12 protein-coding genes and 1 pseudogene are annotated in these 16,416 nt (G+C 60.3%); all 13 read left to right on the forward strand.

Annotated elements, in window-relative coordinates; all coding sequences use genetic code 11:
* Window positions 1-1,740 carry an O-antigen ligase family protein gene (locus tag SJQ66_RS14880; protein WP_320534953.1) on the forward strand — a complete coding sequence of 580 codons (1,740 nt, stop codon included), beginning with the start codon at window positions 1-3 and terminating at the stop codon, window positions 1,738-1,740.
* Complete coding sequence (locus tag SJQ66_RS14885; RefSeq protein ID WP_320534954.1) at window positions 1,737-2,888, forward strand: glycosyltransferase family 4 protein; 1,152 nt, start codon at window positions 1,737-1,739, stop codon at window positions 2,886-2,888. The genes SJQ66_RS14880 and SJQ66_RS14885 overlap by 4 nt, the downstream gene beginning before the upstream one ends.
* A 137-nt stretch (window positions 2,889-3,025) precedes the next feature.
* The gene (locus SJQ66_RS14890; RefSeq protein ID WP_046152282.1) at window positions 3,026-4,162 is read left to right on the forward strand and encodes a glycosyltransferase family 4 protein; all 1,137 of its coding nucleotides are present in this window, start codon (window positions 3,026-3,028) and stop codon (window positions 4,160-4,162) included.
* Window positions 4,163-4,210: 48 nt separating this feature from the next.
* On the forward strand, window positions 4,211-5,179 hold the full coding sequence (locus SJQ66_RS14895; RefSeq protein ID WP_024903612.1) for a glycosyltransferase family 2 protein: 969 nt from the start codon (window positions 4,211-4,213) through the stop codon (window positions 5,177-5,179).
* Window positions 5,173-6,366: pseudogene (locus tag SJQ66_RS14900) on the forward strand (glycosyltransferase family 4 protein); the annotation flags it as partial. The gene SJQ66_RS14895 and the pseudogene SJQ66_RS14900, both read left to right, overlap by 7 nt.
* A 185-nt stretch (window positions 6,367-6,551) precedes the next feature.
* A complete protein-coding gene (locus tag SJQ66_RS14905) occupies window positions 6,552-7,766 on the forward strand; it encodes a glycosyltransferase family 4 protein (RefSeq protein WP_320534955.1) in 1,215 nt (404 codons plus the stop codon).
* Complete coding sequence (locus tag SJQ66_RS14910) at window positions 7,763-8,530, forward strand: hypothetical protein (RefSeq protein WP_024903609.1); 768 nt, start codon at window positions 7,763-7,765, stop codon at window positions 8,528-8,530. The genes SJQ66_RS14905 and SJQ66_RS14910 overlap by 4 nt, the downstream gene beginning before the upstream one ends.
* A 74-nt stretch (window positions 8,531-8,604) precedes the next feature.
* Window positions 8,605-11,019 (forward strand): NHL repeat-containing protein, encoded by a 2,415-nt coding sequence (locus tag SJQ66_RS14915; protein ID WP_052738170.1) that lies wholly within the window; start codon window positions 8,605-8,607, stop codon window positions 11,017-11,019.
* 87 nt (window positions 11,020-11,106) lie between these two features.
* The gene (locus SJQ66_RS14920) at window positions 11,107-12,576 is read left to right on the forward strand and encodes a flippase (protein ID WP_052738169.1); all 1,470 of its coding nucleotides are present in this window, start codon (window positions 11,107-11,109) and stop codon (window positions 12,574-12,576) included.
* A gap of 22 nt (window positions 12,577-12,598) precedes the next feature.
* Window positions 12,599-13,645, forward strand: coding sequence for a glycosyltransferase (locus tag SJQ66_RS14925; protein WP_253463656.1), 1,047 nt, complete (start codon window positions 12,599-12,601; stop codon window positions 13,643-13,645).
* Window positions 13,646-13,729: 84 nt separating this feature from the next.
* Window positions 13,730-14,791, forward strand: a complete 1,062-nt coding sequence (gene rfbB, locus SJQ66_RS14930; protein WP_253463654.1) for a dTDP-glucose 4,6-dehydratase — start codon at window positions 13,730-13,732, stop codon at window positions 14,789-14,791.
* 141 nt (window positions 14,792-14,932) lie between these two features.
* On the forward strand, window positions 14,933-15,811 hold the full coding sequence (gene rfbA, locus SJQ66_RS14935) for a glucose-1-phosphate thymidylyltransferase RfbA (protein ID WP_253463652.1): 879 nt from the start codon (window positions 14,933-14,935) through the stop codon (window positions 15,809-15,811).
* Window position 15,812: 1 nt separating this feature from the next.
* Complete coding sequence (gene rfbC, locus SJQ66_RS14940) at window positions 15,813-16,370, forward strand: dTDP-4-dehydrorhamnose 3,5-epimerase (RefSeq protein WP_320534956.1); 558 nt, start codon at window positions 15,813-15,815, stop codon at window positions 16,368-16,370.
* The last annotated feature ends 46 nt before the right edge of the window (window positions 16,371-16,416 follow it).

The raw sequence follows: 16,416 nt of genomic DNA on the forward strand, positions 1-16,416 counted from the left end.
ATGAGTTCGCTCAGTTCTCCCTCCTCCCTGCCTCCGCGCCCCGCGGCCGGTTCCGCGCAAGCGGCCGGCACTGTCACGCGGCAGGGGGGCGCGCGCCGCACCAGTTCGAAGGAGTTCTGGGCGCTCCCGGTCGCGCAGATCGTCATCACGCTGTTGCTGATCGTCGCGCATCAGGGAACGCTGCTCGAATTCGCCTTTCCCGTGATGTCGGTGGGGATAGGCGCCTGGTTTCTGAAGCGCTATCCGGTCTACTACATCGGTTATTCCTTGTGGTTGTGGTTCGTCTCGTCCGAAATACGCCGATTGACCGACTTCTTCCATGGCACCTTCAATCCCACCAGTCCGATCCAGGTCGCGCCGCTGGCGGTGGCGATGCTGTCACTGTTTAGCCTGATGCGGCACGGTCGTTTCCTGGGTACGAAGAGCGGCTTGCCGTATTTACTGATGCTCGCCGGCACGATTTACAGTTTCCTGGTGGGTATTGTCACCAATGGTTTATTTTCGGCGACGTATGCTTTTTCAGGATGGCTATATCCCATCTTGATGGCCTTGCACGCGTATTCGTTATCCGAACGTTTTCCGCAGTTCCAGCGGATGATGATGCGTACATGGTTATCGGGCACGATCTTCATGGGTATCTACGGCGTGATCCAGTACGCGATCATGCCGCCATGGGATGCGCTGTGGATGACATTGTCCGGTCTGACCAGTTCGCTGGGCGATCCGGCGCCGTTCGCGTCACGGATGTTCGGACCGTTGAATTCGACCGGCCCATTCGCCGGCATGATCTCGGCGGGATTGTTGCTGTCACTGGTGCCCGGCTACAAGTGGCGCTGGCTGACCGCGTCGCTTGGCGTGATTTGCCTGGGTTTGACACTGGTGCGCTCGGCCTGGGGGGGCATGGTGTTGTCGATCCTGCTGTTGCTGACGGTGCTCGACGCAAAGACCAAGATTCGCGTGATTTTCGGTGTACTGATCGTGGCGATGTTGTCGGTTCCGGTCTTCACCAGTAGTCTGGTTTCCGATCAGTTGAGCAAGCGGGTGAACACCGTCGGCGACATCAGCAGCGACAACAGCTTTGAGGCCCGGACACAGTTTTATTCGAGTTTTCTTTCCACGGCGCTCGGCGACGTGGCCGGACAAGGAATGGGCGCGGTGGGCACCGGCGCCCGGCTGAGCGGCGGCAGTGATGGGAATGCCGCGCTGACCGCATCGTTCGACAGCGGCGTGATGGAGTTGCCCTACACGCTGGGTTGGCCCGGTGTGTTGCTGTTCCTGATCGGCCTGTTCAGTTCGCTGGCGCGGGCCACGCGGCTCGCCATCAAGTATCGGCAAGACCGTTTCGTGATGGTGTGGTACGCGATTGCCATCGGCGTGTTGGCGCAGCTCGTCTTCGTTAATACACTGGTTGCGTTGGACGGCCTGTTGTACATGACAGGCGTGACGATCCCGCTGATGGCGGCACGGTATTACGAGCGTCGTCGGGCATTGCCGCAGGTTGGCGTCCAAGGCGGTACGCCAACGCCCGACGCAAGCCGTCGCACGCGTGCTTCGGCGGAGCGCGCGGCGCCACCGCCTTCTGCTAACCCGGCACCGCGCGCGGTTACGACGCGGCGTAGCGAACCGACGCCGCCCGCAGAACCGGTGCGGCGTACCGGTACCGGGGTGATCGTCAATCGCGGTTCACGACCAATCGGCGGTGTGCATCAACGCATTATCGGGAAAAAGGGGGCGATATGAGATTAGCGGTCGTCCAGCATGTCATCCGGGAAAACGACGGACAGGGGCGCGTGAACCTCGAAGTGATCCGGGCCGCGCTGGCACGCGGCTGGAAGGTGTTGCTGTTCGCCGCGGAATTGAAGACCGATTTCGCGGATCATCCGAACCTGACCTGGATCAAGATCGACTACGGCACATTACCGACCTATATGTTGCGCTACCAGGTGTTCGCGTGGCGCAGCTTGCAGGCCATCCGAAAGCACCGAGGTGAATTCGATATCCTGCACGTGAATGGCTTCATCACGTGGGCCGCCGCGGATGTCAACGCGGTGCACTTCGTGCATCGCGGCTGGTATCGCAGCGGCTTCTATCCGTTTTCACCATTCGGTGGCCTGCGCTCGGCCTATCAGTATTTCTATACGCGCTTGAACATGTGCCTCGAACGGGTTGCATTGAAACGTGCACGGACGATCATCGCCGTGTCGAAGCGCGTTGGCGATGAGTTGAAGCAGGCCGGTATCGAAGGGGGCGCGGATGTTATCTTCAATGGCGGATCGGTGGAGAGCTTTACGGACGTGCCACGTGACCGCGCCCGGTTCAAGCTGCCGGAGGACAAGTTTCTGCTGCTGTTTGTCGGCGATATCCGGAATTCACGCAAGAACCTGGATACGGTGCTGAAGGCGTTGGCGAAACTGCCACCGGAGATCGAACTCGCGGTGGGCGGAGAGGCGCGGGGCAGCGTGCATCCGAAGATGGCGCAGGATCTCGGCATCGCCGATCGTGTCCACTTCCTGGGTCATGTAAAGGCCACGCCGCAGTTGATGGCCTCCTGTGACGCGTTTGTCTTTCCGTCGCGCTATGACCCATGGGCGTTGGTGATTCCAGAGGCGATGGCCGCGGGCCTGCCGGTGATCGCCTCGGCGCGTGCCGGTGCATCGGAATTGCTCGGCAATGCCGGCGTGGTACTGCAGGACCCCGACGACGTCGACGGCATGGTTCGGGCAGTGAAGACGATACAAGCCGACCCGTCGCTGCGCGAAGCCATGCGGGTGAGAGGCCGTGAAGCCGTCAAGCGAAATTCCTGGCAGGCGATGGCCGAGCGCTATTTGGCCGTCTATGAACGCACGCTGGCGGAGAAGCAGCGCGGCGAGCCTCAGCCCGCTCGCTGAGTAGCGATTGCAAGCAGGCGAATCAACCAGTGTCCGTGTGAGCGGGTACGTCCCCGTAGGGGCCACGGCTGGCTGAATTCGTGGACTGAACGGTCGGTCTTGACCCAAGGCTGACGTGTAACGAATCGAGAGTCCAGATGAAATCACTTCAACTTGGCATGCACTGGTTCCCGGAAAGACCGGGTGGCCTGGATCGCATGTACTACACGTTGTTCAACGCCCTGCCGGACGCGGGAGTCACCGTGCATGGCCTAGTGGCCGGCAATGGCCAGGCGGAACGCGATACCGGTGGCCGTGTTCGCAGCTTCGCCGGTAAGGACGAGTCGCTGGCGCGACGTCTGCTTGCGAGCCGTACCGCCATTCGTGAGGAAGTACGGGCATTCAAGCCGGATAACGTTGCTATCCATTTTGCGTTGTATGCGATGCCTGGCATGAAGGCGCTGGCGGACACGCCCACGGTGATGCACTTTCACGGCCCCTGGGCCAGCGAAAGTGGCTTCGAAAACCCGACCGGCCTGACGCACGGCATCAAGGCGCATCTCGAAAAATCCGTCTACAAGCGCACGCAACGGCAGATCGTGCTGTCGCGGGCGTTTGCGAAGGTGTTGGAGGAACAGTACGGGATGGCGCGCGACAAGATCGAAATCGTGCCGGGTTGCATCCATACGCAGTCGTACGAAACGGGACTGACGCAGCGGCAGGCGCGCGAGAAGCTGGGGCTGCCGACCGATCGTCCGATCATCGTCGCGGTCCGGCGCCTGGTCCGGCGCATGGGGCTGGAGGATCTCGTCGATGCCGTGGCGCAATTGCGGGAGAAATGGCCCGACCTCTTGCTGGTGATTGCCGGCAAGGGTCCCTTGTCCGACGAACTGAAGGCGCGGGCGGAGTCGAAAGGGATCGGCGCACAATTGAAACTGCTCGGCTATGTGCCCGATGCAGATCTGCCGCTGGTGTATCAATCGGCGAATTTGAGCATCGTGCCGACCGTGGCGCTGGAGGGCTTCGGCCTCATCACCATCGAGTCCCTGGCGTGCGGTACACCGGTAATGGTAACGCCCGTGGGGGGATTGCCCGATGCGGTCAGTGGTTTGTCCCCGGATCTCGTTCTGCCATCCACCGGAAGCAGCGCCATCGCCACGGCCATCGACGATGTGATGAGCGGTCGAATGACGCTTCCGGACAGTGAAGCATGTCGTACCTATGCCCGTACGCATTTCGACGTACAAGTGATTGCCCGGCGCACGCGCGAAGTATATGAACGCGCGGCTGCGTAAGCGGTGCACGCCGGCAACGGCGTCCGCGCAAGAATGAGAGAACCCTTTATGAAAGTCACGGTCCTAGTTCCCAGTTATCGCCGTCCGGCAGACCTGTTGAAGTGCCTGAATGCTTTACAGGCACAACAACGACCGGCGGACGAGGTGCTCGTGGTAGCGCGTACCGACGATCACGAGACCCGAGATGCAGTGGCCCGCACCGCATTCCCCGAGTCCTTCCCGTTGCGCATCGTCGATGTGCACGTGGGAGGCCAGGTAGCGGCGCTGAATGCCGGTCTTGCAGCCAGCCAGTTCGACATCACCTGCATCACCGACGACGATGCTACCCCGCATCCTGATTGGATTGCGCGCATTGTCGGGCATTTCACCGCGGATTCGAAGGTCGGGGGGGTGGGCGGACGGGATTGGGTCCACCATCGAGGCCAGCCGATGACCGGTACGCGTGAGCGCGTGGGGGTGGTGGAGCCCACCGGACGCGTGATCGGCAATCATCATTTGGGTGCCGGTGCCGCACGCGAGGTGGACGTGCTCAAAGGCGCGAATATGAGTTATCGCACCGCGATCATCAAGGAGATCGGTTTCGACCGTCGTCTGCGTGGCACTGGCGCGCAGGTGCATAACGACCTCGCGATGAGCCTGGCGGTGCGTCGCGCCGGATGGAAGCTGATTTACGATCCGCAGGTACAAGTCAATCACTACCCGGCCGAACGCTTCGATGAAGACGGACGGAACGCCCCCAGCGTTGTCGCGTTGACCAATGCGGCGTACAACCTGCATCGGATCATGCTAGATCATTTCGGCCCCCGTGGACCGCAAGTGTGCCAGTGGTATCGCCTGGTAGGCACGCGTGACGTGCCTGGATATGTTCAACTGGTGCGGCAGTGGCTGCGTGGAGACAAGCACATCATGACGCGCTTCCGCGCGACGCGCCAGGGCGCGGCCGATGCGATGCGCGACAACGTATCGGGGCCGACCAATCCGCCTCATGCGACGCAACAGCCGGAGGTGCCGCGTTGAAGATCGCGATCATTCATGACTGGCTGGTGGTATATGCCGGCGCCGAGAAAGTGCTGGAGCAGATGATCAACTGCTTTCCGGACGCCGATATTTTCAGTACCGTCGATCACCTTGACGACGAGAAGCGCGGTTTCCTCAAGGGAAAACGTGCGACCACGACATTCGTGCAGAATCTACCGATGTCGAAGTCGAAGTACCGCGCATACCTGCCGTTGATGCCCCTTGCCATCGAGCAATTGGATCTGTCCTCGTACGATGTCATCGTATCGAGCAGCTATGCGGTTGCCAAAGGCGTCATCACCGGGCCGGATCAGGTGCACCTGAGCTATGTGCATTCGCCGATTCGCTATGCGTGGGATCTGCAGCATCAATACCTGCGCGAGAGTGGACTCGATAAAAAGAAGAGCGGCTGGATCGCGCGTGCAATCCTGCACTACATGCGCAACTGGGATGTCCGTACCGCCAATGGCGTCGACTACTTCCTCTGCAACTCCGATTTCATTCGCCGGCGTATCTGGAAAGTGTATCGCCGAGAAGCCGACGTGCTTTATCCCCCTGTCGATGTCGATGCATTCTCGCTGCAGACGGACAAGGAACCGTTCTACCTGACGGCGTCGCGAATGGTCCCGTACAAGAAGATGGATCTGATCGTCGCTGCATTCTCGGCGATGCCGCAACGCAAGCTGAAAGTCATTGGTGATGGTCCCGATCTCGAAAAAATACGGGCACAGGCCGGACCGAATGTCGAAGTCATGGGATATCAACCGTTTAGCGAATTAAAGCGTCAGATGGGCAGTGCGCAAGCATTTGTCTTCGCGGCGGAAGAGGACTTTGGTATCACGCCGGTGGAAGCGCAGGCGTCAGGCACGCCCGTGATCGCTTTCGGCAAGGGCGGCGCGTTGGAGACCGTGGTCGATCTGGATGCGCCCGCGCCACGATTGCCTACCGGCGTGTTCTTCGATGAGCAATCGGTCGAAAGCATCGTGGCCGCGGTCGAGCGTTTCGAGACCAATCGAGAACGATTCGATCCGAACGTGTGCCGCGACAACGCGTTGCGGTTCTCGAACGATGCCTTCCGTACGCAGTTCACTGCCGCGGTGGAAGAGGCCTGGGCCGCACGGCGCGCGGCGGCCACGGCATTACGCCAGGGTGTGCCGGTGGTGTTGCAACGTTCCGCCGTGCAGGGCCATGGCGCTCCCGAGGGCAGCGCCATGATGCGCGCGGCAACCTCGACACCGGACGCGCCGGAGATCGACGCGGCGTCGACGCGGGCATCCGTCTCGAAGGAAGCATCATTGATTGCGGGACAGGAGCCGAACCACGGTGGAGGGGGCGGTAGATCCGCGACCAGCCATCCGTCGGATGCATTGGTATGAAAATCCTGATGTCGATCCATCACACGCTGGACAAGCATGCGGGTGCTGCCGGCGTCACCTGGAAGCTCGCGGAGGCGTTTCGCGAACAAGGTCACGAGGTCGACCTCTTCACGTTCGATAGCCTGGGAAAACATGCTTCGCGATTCGGTGCGATTTTATTTCCCTGGCATGTCCTGTTTCATGTGATGCGGCATCCGGAATACGAGGTGCTGGACCTCTCGTCCGGTGATGGCTGGATCGTCAATATGCTGAAGCGTTTCGGCTGGCGCAAACACACCGTCAGCGTCACGCGCAGTCACGGTCTGGAGCATGTGGTACACGAGCAATTTGTTGAAAATTGTAAAAAGGGCGAACAGAAAAAATCCTGGAAGTATCCTATCTATCATGGAGGATATCGCTTATGGGAAGTCGCGATGTCGTTCCGTCATGCGGATGCGGGGCTGTTTCTGAATCAGGCCGATCGCGAGTATGCCGTCACGAAACTGGGCGTGCGGCGCGACCGTGCGATTCTGGTGGAAAATGGCGTGGACACGGTGTTCGTGCAACGCGCCGCTGCAACGCTTACCGCATTGCAGACGAAAGCGGCGGTAACTTCGACCGCCATGCACGTGGATAGCGCCGCGTCGTCCACCGATCCGGCAATGAAGGACGTGGCACCGCGCCATATCGCCTTCATCGGCAGTAATATTTTTCGTAAAGGCATCACGTATTTCAAAGCGGCAACCTTGCAGGTGATGCAACGTTATCCAGACATACGTATTGCTTTTATCGGCACCGGTGACAAGACCGGCATCGACGGCATACTGAAAGATTACCCCGCTGCCCTTCATGCGCGAATAGCGGTTATCCCGAGGTATCAGAATCATGCGTTGCCGGAGTTATTGGATGGTTATGGCATTCTGGGACTGACGTCGATCAGCGAGGGCTTTTCCCTCGTGGGCGTGGAGGCAATGGCAAGTGGTCTGGTGCCGGTCTGCTCGCGAATACCGGGGCCTACCGAATACATCTCCGATGAACGGAATGGCTTGCTGGTGGAGGCGCGTAACGCGGCGCAGCTCGTGGCGGCATTCACCCGGCTTATAGAGGACGATGCGCTCTGGCAACGTCTCCATCTTGCAGCCCTGCAGACATGCGAGCGTTTCTCTTGGCAGCGTATAGCGGTGCAGCAGCTATCGCTGTTTGCATCATTGGCAAAAGGATTGGGACGATGAAAGACAAGCATAACGAACAGATCTTGTTGTTGACCGCGACGATCAATCCGCTGCGTGGCATCGACAACCTGCGGCACATCGATCCCGAGGCGCGCCTGCGCGAATATGCGAAGGCATTGTCGTTCTACTTGTCGCAGATGAAGTCGAACGAGCGCCTGGTGTTCTGCGAGAACTCGGGGTCCGACTTGACCGAGTTGCAGAAAGTGGTTGCCGAGCACGGCGCGCAGGACAATGTCGAGTTTCTGAGTTTCTTCGGCAACGACTTTCCACCCTCCAATGGCCGCGGCTATGGCGAGTTCAAGCTTATCCAGTACGCTATGGAGAATTCACGCTTCATTCGCGGTACCTCGCCAACGCAAACCGCCATATGGAAAATCACCGGGCGCTATATCGTCGCGAATCTGCGTCAGATCATCGACAGTGCACCGAATGAGTTCAAGGTCTATTGCAACTATCGCGACTATCCGAAGAAGGGTTGGATGGATCTGTATCTCGTGGCCTGGACGCCGCAGGGCTGGGACCAGTATCTTGATCAGGTTTATCACGAACTGATCGATAGCCCCGATGGGTTGGTGGTGGCCGAGCATCTTGTCCGCCGCCGCCTGGATGCCCGCGGCTTCAAGGGACCGTGCCGTTTGCGTGCGACCCCGGAATTGATCGGGGTACGCGGCGCCGACGCGAAGGGATATCACTCGGGCAAGAACCGCTACAAATTCATGTTGCGCAAGACGCTGCGTGTTGTGACACCGTGGTGGTGGATTTGAAGAAACCGGCGACTCGGCGACCGGCTGATGCGTCGTCGAATCACCGCGCCAGCCTGCATGGAGAAGAACCGTCTATGACGTTGCCGACACCGAAACACACGACCACGCTTCGCCGGAGCGCGTCGACGACGCGCTTTGTCGTGCCTACCCTGCTGTCCATGGCCTTGGCCACCGTCTTCGGGGTCAGCGGCATGCCGAACGCGTTTTCGCAATCCGCGGCGGGTGATGGCGCGGGCGGGACGTTGAAGGTAAAGACATCGTGGATCGGCAATACGTTTCCGGGGCGCGACGGTTGGGTGCAAAACAATATCGCCTCGATCTATGTCTCGCCGGATGGCACGGTCTATTCCAATACGATCTGGGATGAGGGTGGCAGAGAGGTGACCGCTTATCGCGATGGCCGCGTCGTGATGAGTGGGGACCATACCCATGGATCGGGTAATGCGGGCGGTATCGCGATTGCCGGAAACAGCCGCTATCTCTACACCGGCGCCGGCATCGGCAGTCCGGGGTCGGGGCCGACGCTGGGCAACTTTCCGCAGAAGGGACATTTCTGGTACGGCGTCACGCGTCGTCCGCTAAGGCAATTGAACACCGGTGCGGCGTTTGCCACTGGTCGTGGCAATCGGCTCAGCGCAATGCAGAACAGTTTTGCCTTGATCAGCGAGACGACGGATCAGAGCGGCAACGTCACCGGTCTTGCCGCAACGGAATCAACGCTGTTTGTCTCGGATGCAACCGACAACAAGATTATCGCGCTGGATGCCGAGACAATGGCGAAGCAGCGCGAGTGGCATGTCGATAGTCCGGGGCGCATTGCCGTTGATCCGTCGGACAACAGTGTCTGGGTTATCACCGAGGCTGGCAAGCAGTGGACCGGCTCGAATCCGCCACACGTGCGCCGTCCACGGATGATGGCGCTGGCGGCACGACAAAGGACGGCAGGTGATGGCGAGTCGGGTGGTGTAGCGCCGAACGCGACATCGCCGACACCGGAAGTGCTGGGTGATCCCACGGTGCTGCATTTCACTGCCGACGGGAAACCGTTGCCAACCATCCCGTCGCTGGCCGATGACGTCGAGCCGGTGGATCTGCACGTGGACCAGCAGCATCGCTTGCTGTTGGCCGACAACGGCCCGGCCCAGCAGATTCTTGTCTATGGGAAGGGAGACGACGGCAAGTATGAGGCGATGGCACCGGTCGGCGTGAAGGGCGGCATGCTGTCCGCCCCGGCCGGGCAGGCCGGCCCGTTGCGGTTCAATGGTTTGACCGGTGTATCGACTGATGCGAAAGGCAATCTCTATGTGTCGATGAACGGCCGGGGACCGGACGGTGCGGCAACGCTGGGGTCGCAACTCCAAAGCTATGCGCCATCGGGTAATGGGTGGCAGAAGCAGAACTGGCAGGTGCAAGGGCTTACCTTCGCCGACGTGGCGGTAGCCGATCCAAACGATCAGACGCACGTCTACACGCAGTCCGGGCGTTACGAGATGGACTATGACCGGCCGTCCGGGAAGGAAGGGCGCTTCGACGGCATCACCGTCGACCGTTTCAAGTACACCGATGACCCGCGCTTGCAGGCAAAGCATCCGTTCATGACCGCAATGGAAGTGGTGCGCCTCGGCGGTAAGCCCTTCCTCGCGCTGACGGACATGTACTCGTCGCAATTGTCGGTGTATCGATTGGGTCAGGACGGTGGCATCATCGCGACGCCCGCCACGGTCATTTCCCGTGGGCATGCCAACAACGGTGCGCCACCGGGTCAGCCGGCCAAGGGCTCGGGCGGCAAGAGCGGCGGCTGGATCTGGCGCGACGCGAACGGTGACGGGCATTTCAGCGCCGACGAATATCAGAGTGACCCCGGCAATGACCGCGCCGGCTGTGCCGGATGGTGGATCGACGAAAAAGGGGACGTCTGGGCGGCGATGGGGCCCGATGGTGTCCGGCGCTATGCCTACGGCGGCCTGGATGCCCATGGCGCGCCGATCTATCAATACGATCACGCGCAGAACGTGGCTGTCCCCGCACCGTTCACGCGGATTCAGCGGGTGCAGTACGACGCCGTCGGTGACACGCTGTATGTGACCGGCTACACGGCGGACAAGCCAGCCGATCCGAAGTTGTGGAAGGAAGCGGGAACCGTGTTCGCCCGGTACGACAACTGGTCGAAAGGAAATCGCAAGGCGCGTTTCACCATCGACTTGCCGTGGAGCCCCGCGGCCAAGCCGCTGGTCTCCACCATCGCGATGTCGGTGGCGGGCGATTACCTGTTCACCGCGGAATCGGTGACGGCGAAGGTGCATGTGTTCGATCTGCGCAGCGGCAAGGAAGTGGGAACGATGGGACCTGGCGCGGACGTGGGGAACGTCTCCGGCTGGGTCGACCTGACACAAGGGATCAGCGCGACGAAGCGGGCGAACGGCGAGTATGTGGTGTTTGTCGAGGAAGACGCGCGTAGCAAGGTAATGATGTATCGCTGGCACCCCTGACGCCCCTGACGGGGACGCGCGCCCGGCGCAGCAATGAGGAAACAGGACTGACGTGCGCCGCACGCGGGCATCCGGAGAATACAGAGCATGGCAGGGAATCTGAGACGCAACTCGCTGTACAACTTGATGGGAAGCGTGCTCCCCATCGCGGTCTCGTTGATCACGGTCCCAATGTATCTGCACCATGTGGGCAGCGCCCGCTATGGCTTGCTGACTATCGTCTGGATGTTGCAGGGCTATTTCGGGTTCTTTGATTTTGGCTTGTCGCGGGCAACGGCGAACCAGGTCGCGAAGCTGGGTGACGCGACCGACAAGGAGCGCGAATCGGTCTTCTGGACGGCCCTGCTGTTGAACACGCTGTTCGGATTGGTGGGGGCGGTCGTCCTTTATATCCTCGGCGAGACCTTGATGGTGCGGTTTTTCAAGATAGACCCGGAGTTGAAGAGCGAAGTGATGGCGGTGATGCCGTGGATCGCGGCATCGGTGCCGGTCACGACGATCAGCGGTGCCTTGACCGGTTGCCTGGAGGGCCGCGAACGATTCGGAGTGTTGAACGGGGTGCAGGTGTTCAATACCTTCCTGTTCCAGACCTTGCCGCTGGCGGCGTCGTTTGCCTTCGGCGTCAAGATGAACTATATGATTCCGGCGACAATCATTGCCGGGTCGACAGCCATCGTGCTGTTGTTCATCACGAACATCTTTCAATTTCCGCTGCGGTTGCGCGGTCGGCCGAGCATGAAGCTCGGGCGTGAACTGTTCGGGTATGGCGCGTGGGTGACGTTGACCAACCTGGCCAGTCCGCTGCTGGAGTCGTCTGATCGCTTCCTGATCGGCAGTTTGCTCGGCACGAAATCCGTTGCCTATTACAACGTGCCATACACGTTGGCGATTCGTTTGCGGATCATTCCCGGGGTTGTCGCACGAACGATTTTCCCGCGAATGTCGGCGCTGCAGCAGACGGATTCGGCGCGCTTTTTCGTGCAGACGGCGCAAGCCTTGTCGGCGTTCATGACGCCTTGCGTCGTGTTCGGACTGTTCGTGCTGGAGCCGTTCATGTCGGTATGGGTCAACCCGGATTTCGCGATGGCGTCGGCCCCGATCGGTCGGATCATCATGTTGGGTGTCTGGATCAACAGCCTGGCATTTATCCCGTCCACCTATCTGCAGGCAGTGGGCAGGCCGAATGTGATCGCGATTTTTCACGTGGTCGAGTTGTTGCCGTTCCTCGGTATTCTGTATGCGTTCACGCACTACTTCGGCCTGACGGGTGCCGCGACTGCATGGAGCCTGCGCGTGCTGATTGATGGGATGCTGCTGTTCTGGGCGGCAAAAACCAGTTGGGAAATGGTACGGAAGATTCTCCCGGCCATTGCATTGTTGATCGTGTCCTATGTGGTGGCGGATTTGACCGTGCATTCGTTGGTGCTGACGGCGGTAACCGGGGTGGTGTTGACCGTGATTTCGCTGGTGTGGGCCTGGTATGTCGAGGAGCGGTTGCGCACGGTGACGTCGAAGATCGCGGGTCGCCTGGGTTGGCGTGCAAGAGGCGCCGGTTGAGGGGAATGCAATGGACCAAGCAATGAACACCTTAAAGCAGACCGCCGACATTTCGGTGGCGTTGGCCGCGTACAAGGGCGAGCAGTACATTCTCGAGCAGCTTGAAAGCATCGCCCGGCAGACGATGTTGCCACGCGAGGTGGTGGTCACCGATGACAGTCCGGACGATCTGACCGGTGGCGTGGTCGCGCGGTTCGCGGAAACCGCGCCGTTCGAGGTGCGTTATGAGAAAAATGTGGCGCGGCTGGGCTATCGGGGCAACTTCTTCAAGGCGATCAGCTTGTGCCGCGGCGAGGTGATCGCGTTTTGCGACCAGGACGACGTGTGGACCGAGGACAAGCTGGCGGTAATGGCCCCGGTGTTCGACGATCCGACCGTCATGGTGGCCATGCATAATGTGGAGGTGGTGAATCAGGCGCTGGCGCCGTTGCCGGCTGCCAACGCCAGGCATTGGGCCTACGAAGGCACGTACGAGGCGATGCAGCCCGATCCCTGGTACTTGCTGTTCGGCATGTGTGCGCTGGTCCGTCGCGTGGTCTTTACCGCCTTCGACGTGACCGAGCGTCCCACCGACCATACCTGGCCGACCGAGACGATGTCACATGATGAGTGGGCCTGGGCGATGGGCACCGCGTTAGGCCGGCTGGTTGCGATCCCGCAGAAGCTGGCGCTCTATCGGCAGCATGAGACGAATACCGTTGGCGCGCCGGCGAGCCGCAACCGACGCGAAAACATGAAGCGGACATTATCGGCGGGTCAGGCGCAGTATCTGTTGATGGCCAAATGCTCGGCACAACGGGCGGCCGTGTTCGATTCCGTGACAATGCCTGAATTGCGCGATAATGCGCGACGTGCCGCCGACTATTATCGGCGGTTGTCCGCCAGTCTCACGCGTCGCGCCGCAGTTTATAGCGCCGCCGTACCGCGTTGGCAGCGATTGGCGAGCGTTGGCACGATGGTGCTGACGCGTGGCTATCGATCGAAGCAGCAAGCGGGGCTCGGTGGGCGCGCGTTTCTGAAAGACATGTATGTCTGTCTGTTTGCCGCGCACCATGCCACCGAGCCCTGAATGTGCAATGCGTGCGATGCGTGACATCGCCGCGGTCGTGGTTTTTTCTTGAATATACTAAAGCCCTTACATTAAGGATTCGCTATGCTTCTCGTCACCGGCGGAGCCGGCTTCATCGGCGCCAATTTCGTCCTTGACTGGTTCAAGGCCTCCAGCGAACCGATCGTCAACGTCGACGCGTTGACCTATGCGGGCAATCCGGCGACCTTGGCGTCGCTGCAGGACAATCCGGCGCACGTGTTCTCGCACACGGATATCCTGAATCGCGAAGCGCTGGACACGTTATTCGCCGAACACCGGCCGCGCGCGGTCGTGCATTTTGCTGCGGAAAGCCACGTGGATCGATCGATCCACGGCCCCGGCGCGTTCGTTCAGACCAATGTTGTCGGGACGTTCACGCTGCTGGAAGCGGCACGTGCGTACTGGTCCACGCTGGAAGGCGATGCCAAGACCAATTTCCGCTTCCTGCATGTGTCCACCGACGAAGTCTATGGCTCCTTGAGCCCGACGGATCCGGCGTTCACCGAAACCACGCCGTACCAGCCGAACAGTCCTTACTCGGCGTCGAAGGCCGGCTCCGATCATCTGGTGCGGGCCTACCATCATACGTACGGCATGCCCGTGTTGACGACGAACTGTTCGAACAATTACGGCCCGTATCAGTTCCCGGAGAAGCTGATCCCGCTGATCATCGCGAACGCGTTGGCCGGCAAGCCGCTGCCGATCTACGGTGACGGCAGCAACATTCGCGACTGGCTGTATGTGGGCGACCATTGTTCGGCAATCCGTGCCGTGGTGGAGAAAGGCACGCCGGGCGAGGTGTACAACGTGGGTGGCTGGAACGAGAAGACGAATCTGGATGTGGTCCAGACAATCTGCGCGTTGCTGGATAAGATCAAGCCGAAGGCGTCGGGTTCATATAAGGATCAGGTGACCTTCGTCAAGGATCGTCCGGGGCACGATCGCCGTTATGCCATTGATGCACGCAAGATCGAGCGTGAGCTGGGCTGGCGTCCGGCACAGACGTTCGAGACCGGTATCGAAGCGACCGTGCGGTGGTATCTCGACAATCAACCGTGGGTCGAGAATGTGATGTCCGGCGAGTATCGGAACTGGGTGGAAACGAACTACGCCGTCCGGTCGTGATATCGCGGCGAGGCGTCCGGCAACGGTGCCTTGCCCCGCACGCATGTAAGGCAGTAGCACCCTGCGAAACCCCATACCTACCGCGGCCGCGATCAAAGACGCGGCGCGCGGAAGCGACACAGCGCCCACAAGGAGGCCGCGATGGCACGTAAAGGCATCATTCTGGCAGGCGGCTCGGGTACCCGGCTGCACCCCATCACGCACGTCGTATCGAAGCAGTTGCTGCCGGTCTACGACAAACCGATGATCTATTATCCGTTGTCGACGCTGATGCTCGGTGGCATCCGCGACATTCTGATCATCTCGACGCCGCAAGACACACCGCGTTTCGAGGCCATGCTCGGCGACGGCAGCCAGTGGGGTCTGAACCTGCAATATGCGGTGCAGCCATCGCCGGACGGCCTGGCGCAAGCGTTCATCATCGGCAAGGATTTCATCGGCAACGACCCATCGGCGCTGATCCTGGGGGACAACATCTTCTACGGTCACGACCTGGTCAAGCAATTGGTGGCGTCGAATAAGCAGGACGACGGCGCGACGGTTTTCGCCTATCGCGTGACCGACCCGGAACGTTACGGCGTGGTCGCTTTCGACGAGCAATTCAAGGCGCTGTCGATCGAAGAGAAGCCGACGCATCCGAAGTCGAACTACGCGGTGACGGGCTTGTATTTCTACGATAACCAGGTATGCGATATCGCAGCCGATATCAAGCCATCGCCGCGCGGCGAGCTGGAAATCACCGATGTCAACTCGCGTTACCTCGCCGACGGCAAGCTGAACGTGCAGATCATGGGGCGTGGTTTTGCCTGGCTTGATACCGGTACCCACGACTCCTTGCTGGATGCCAGCGCGTTTATCGCAACGCTGCAGAAGCGGCAGGGTACGGTGGTCGCGTGTCCGGAGGAGATCGCCTTCCGTGCGAAGTGGATCGATGCTGGAAAGCTCGAAGCGCTGGCCAAGCCGTTGATGAAGAACGCGTATGGCAAGTACCTCCAATCGTTGCTGACGGAGCCATTCTGATATGCCGATCACCGTAACCCAGACCGAGATCCCGGACGTCAAGATCATCGAGCCGAAGTCGTTCGGTGATGCGCGTGGTTTTTTCTATGAGAGCTTCAATCACCGCGAGTTCGTCGAGGCGATCGGGCGTGACGTGCAGTTCGTCCAGGACAATCATTCGAAGTCGGCGCAGCATGTGCTGCGTGGCCTGCATTACCAGATTCAGCATCCGCAAGGCAAGCTGGTAAGGGTGGTGGCGGGCGAGGTATTCGATGTTGCCGTCGATATGCGTAAGGGGTCGCCGACCTTCGGCAAGTGGACTGGCGTCACGTTGTCGGCCGAGAACAAGCGGCAGCTATGGGTTCCGGAAGGTTTCGCGCATGGCTTTGTCGTGGTGTCGGAGTCGGCGGAGTTTCTATACAAGACGACCGATTACTGGTACCCGGAATTCGAACGCAGCCTGCTGTGGAGCGATGCGAGCGTGGGCGTGAAATGGCCGCTGCCGGAAGGCGTCACTCCGTTGCTGGCGGCAAAGGACCAAGCGGGCAAGGTTTTGGGCGAGGCCGAAGTATTTGCGTGATGCGCGACGTGCTGCAAGGTGATCCGACCCGCTATTGTCGCATTGC

This window comes from Robbsia andropogonis (assembly GCF_034047095.1).
GTDB classification, from domain to species: Bacteria; Pseudomonadota; Gammaproteobacteria; order Burkholderiales; family Burkholderiaceae; genus Robbsia; species Robbsia andropogonis.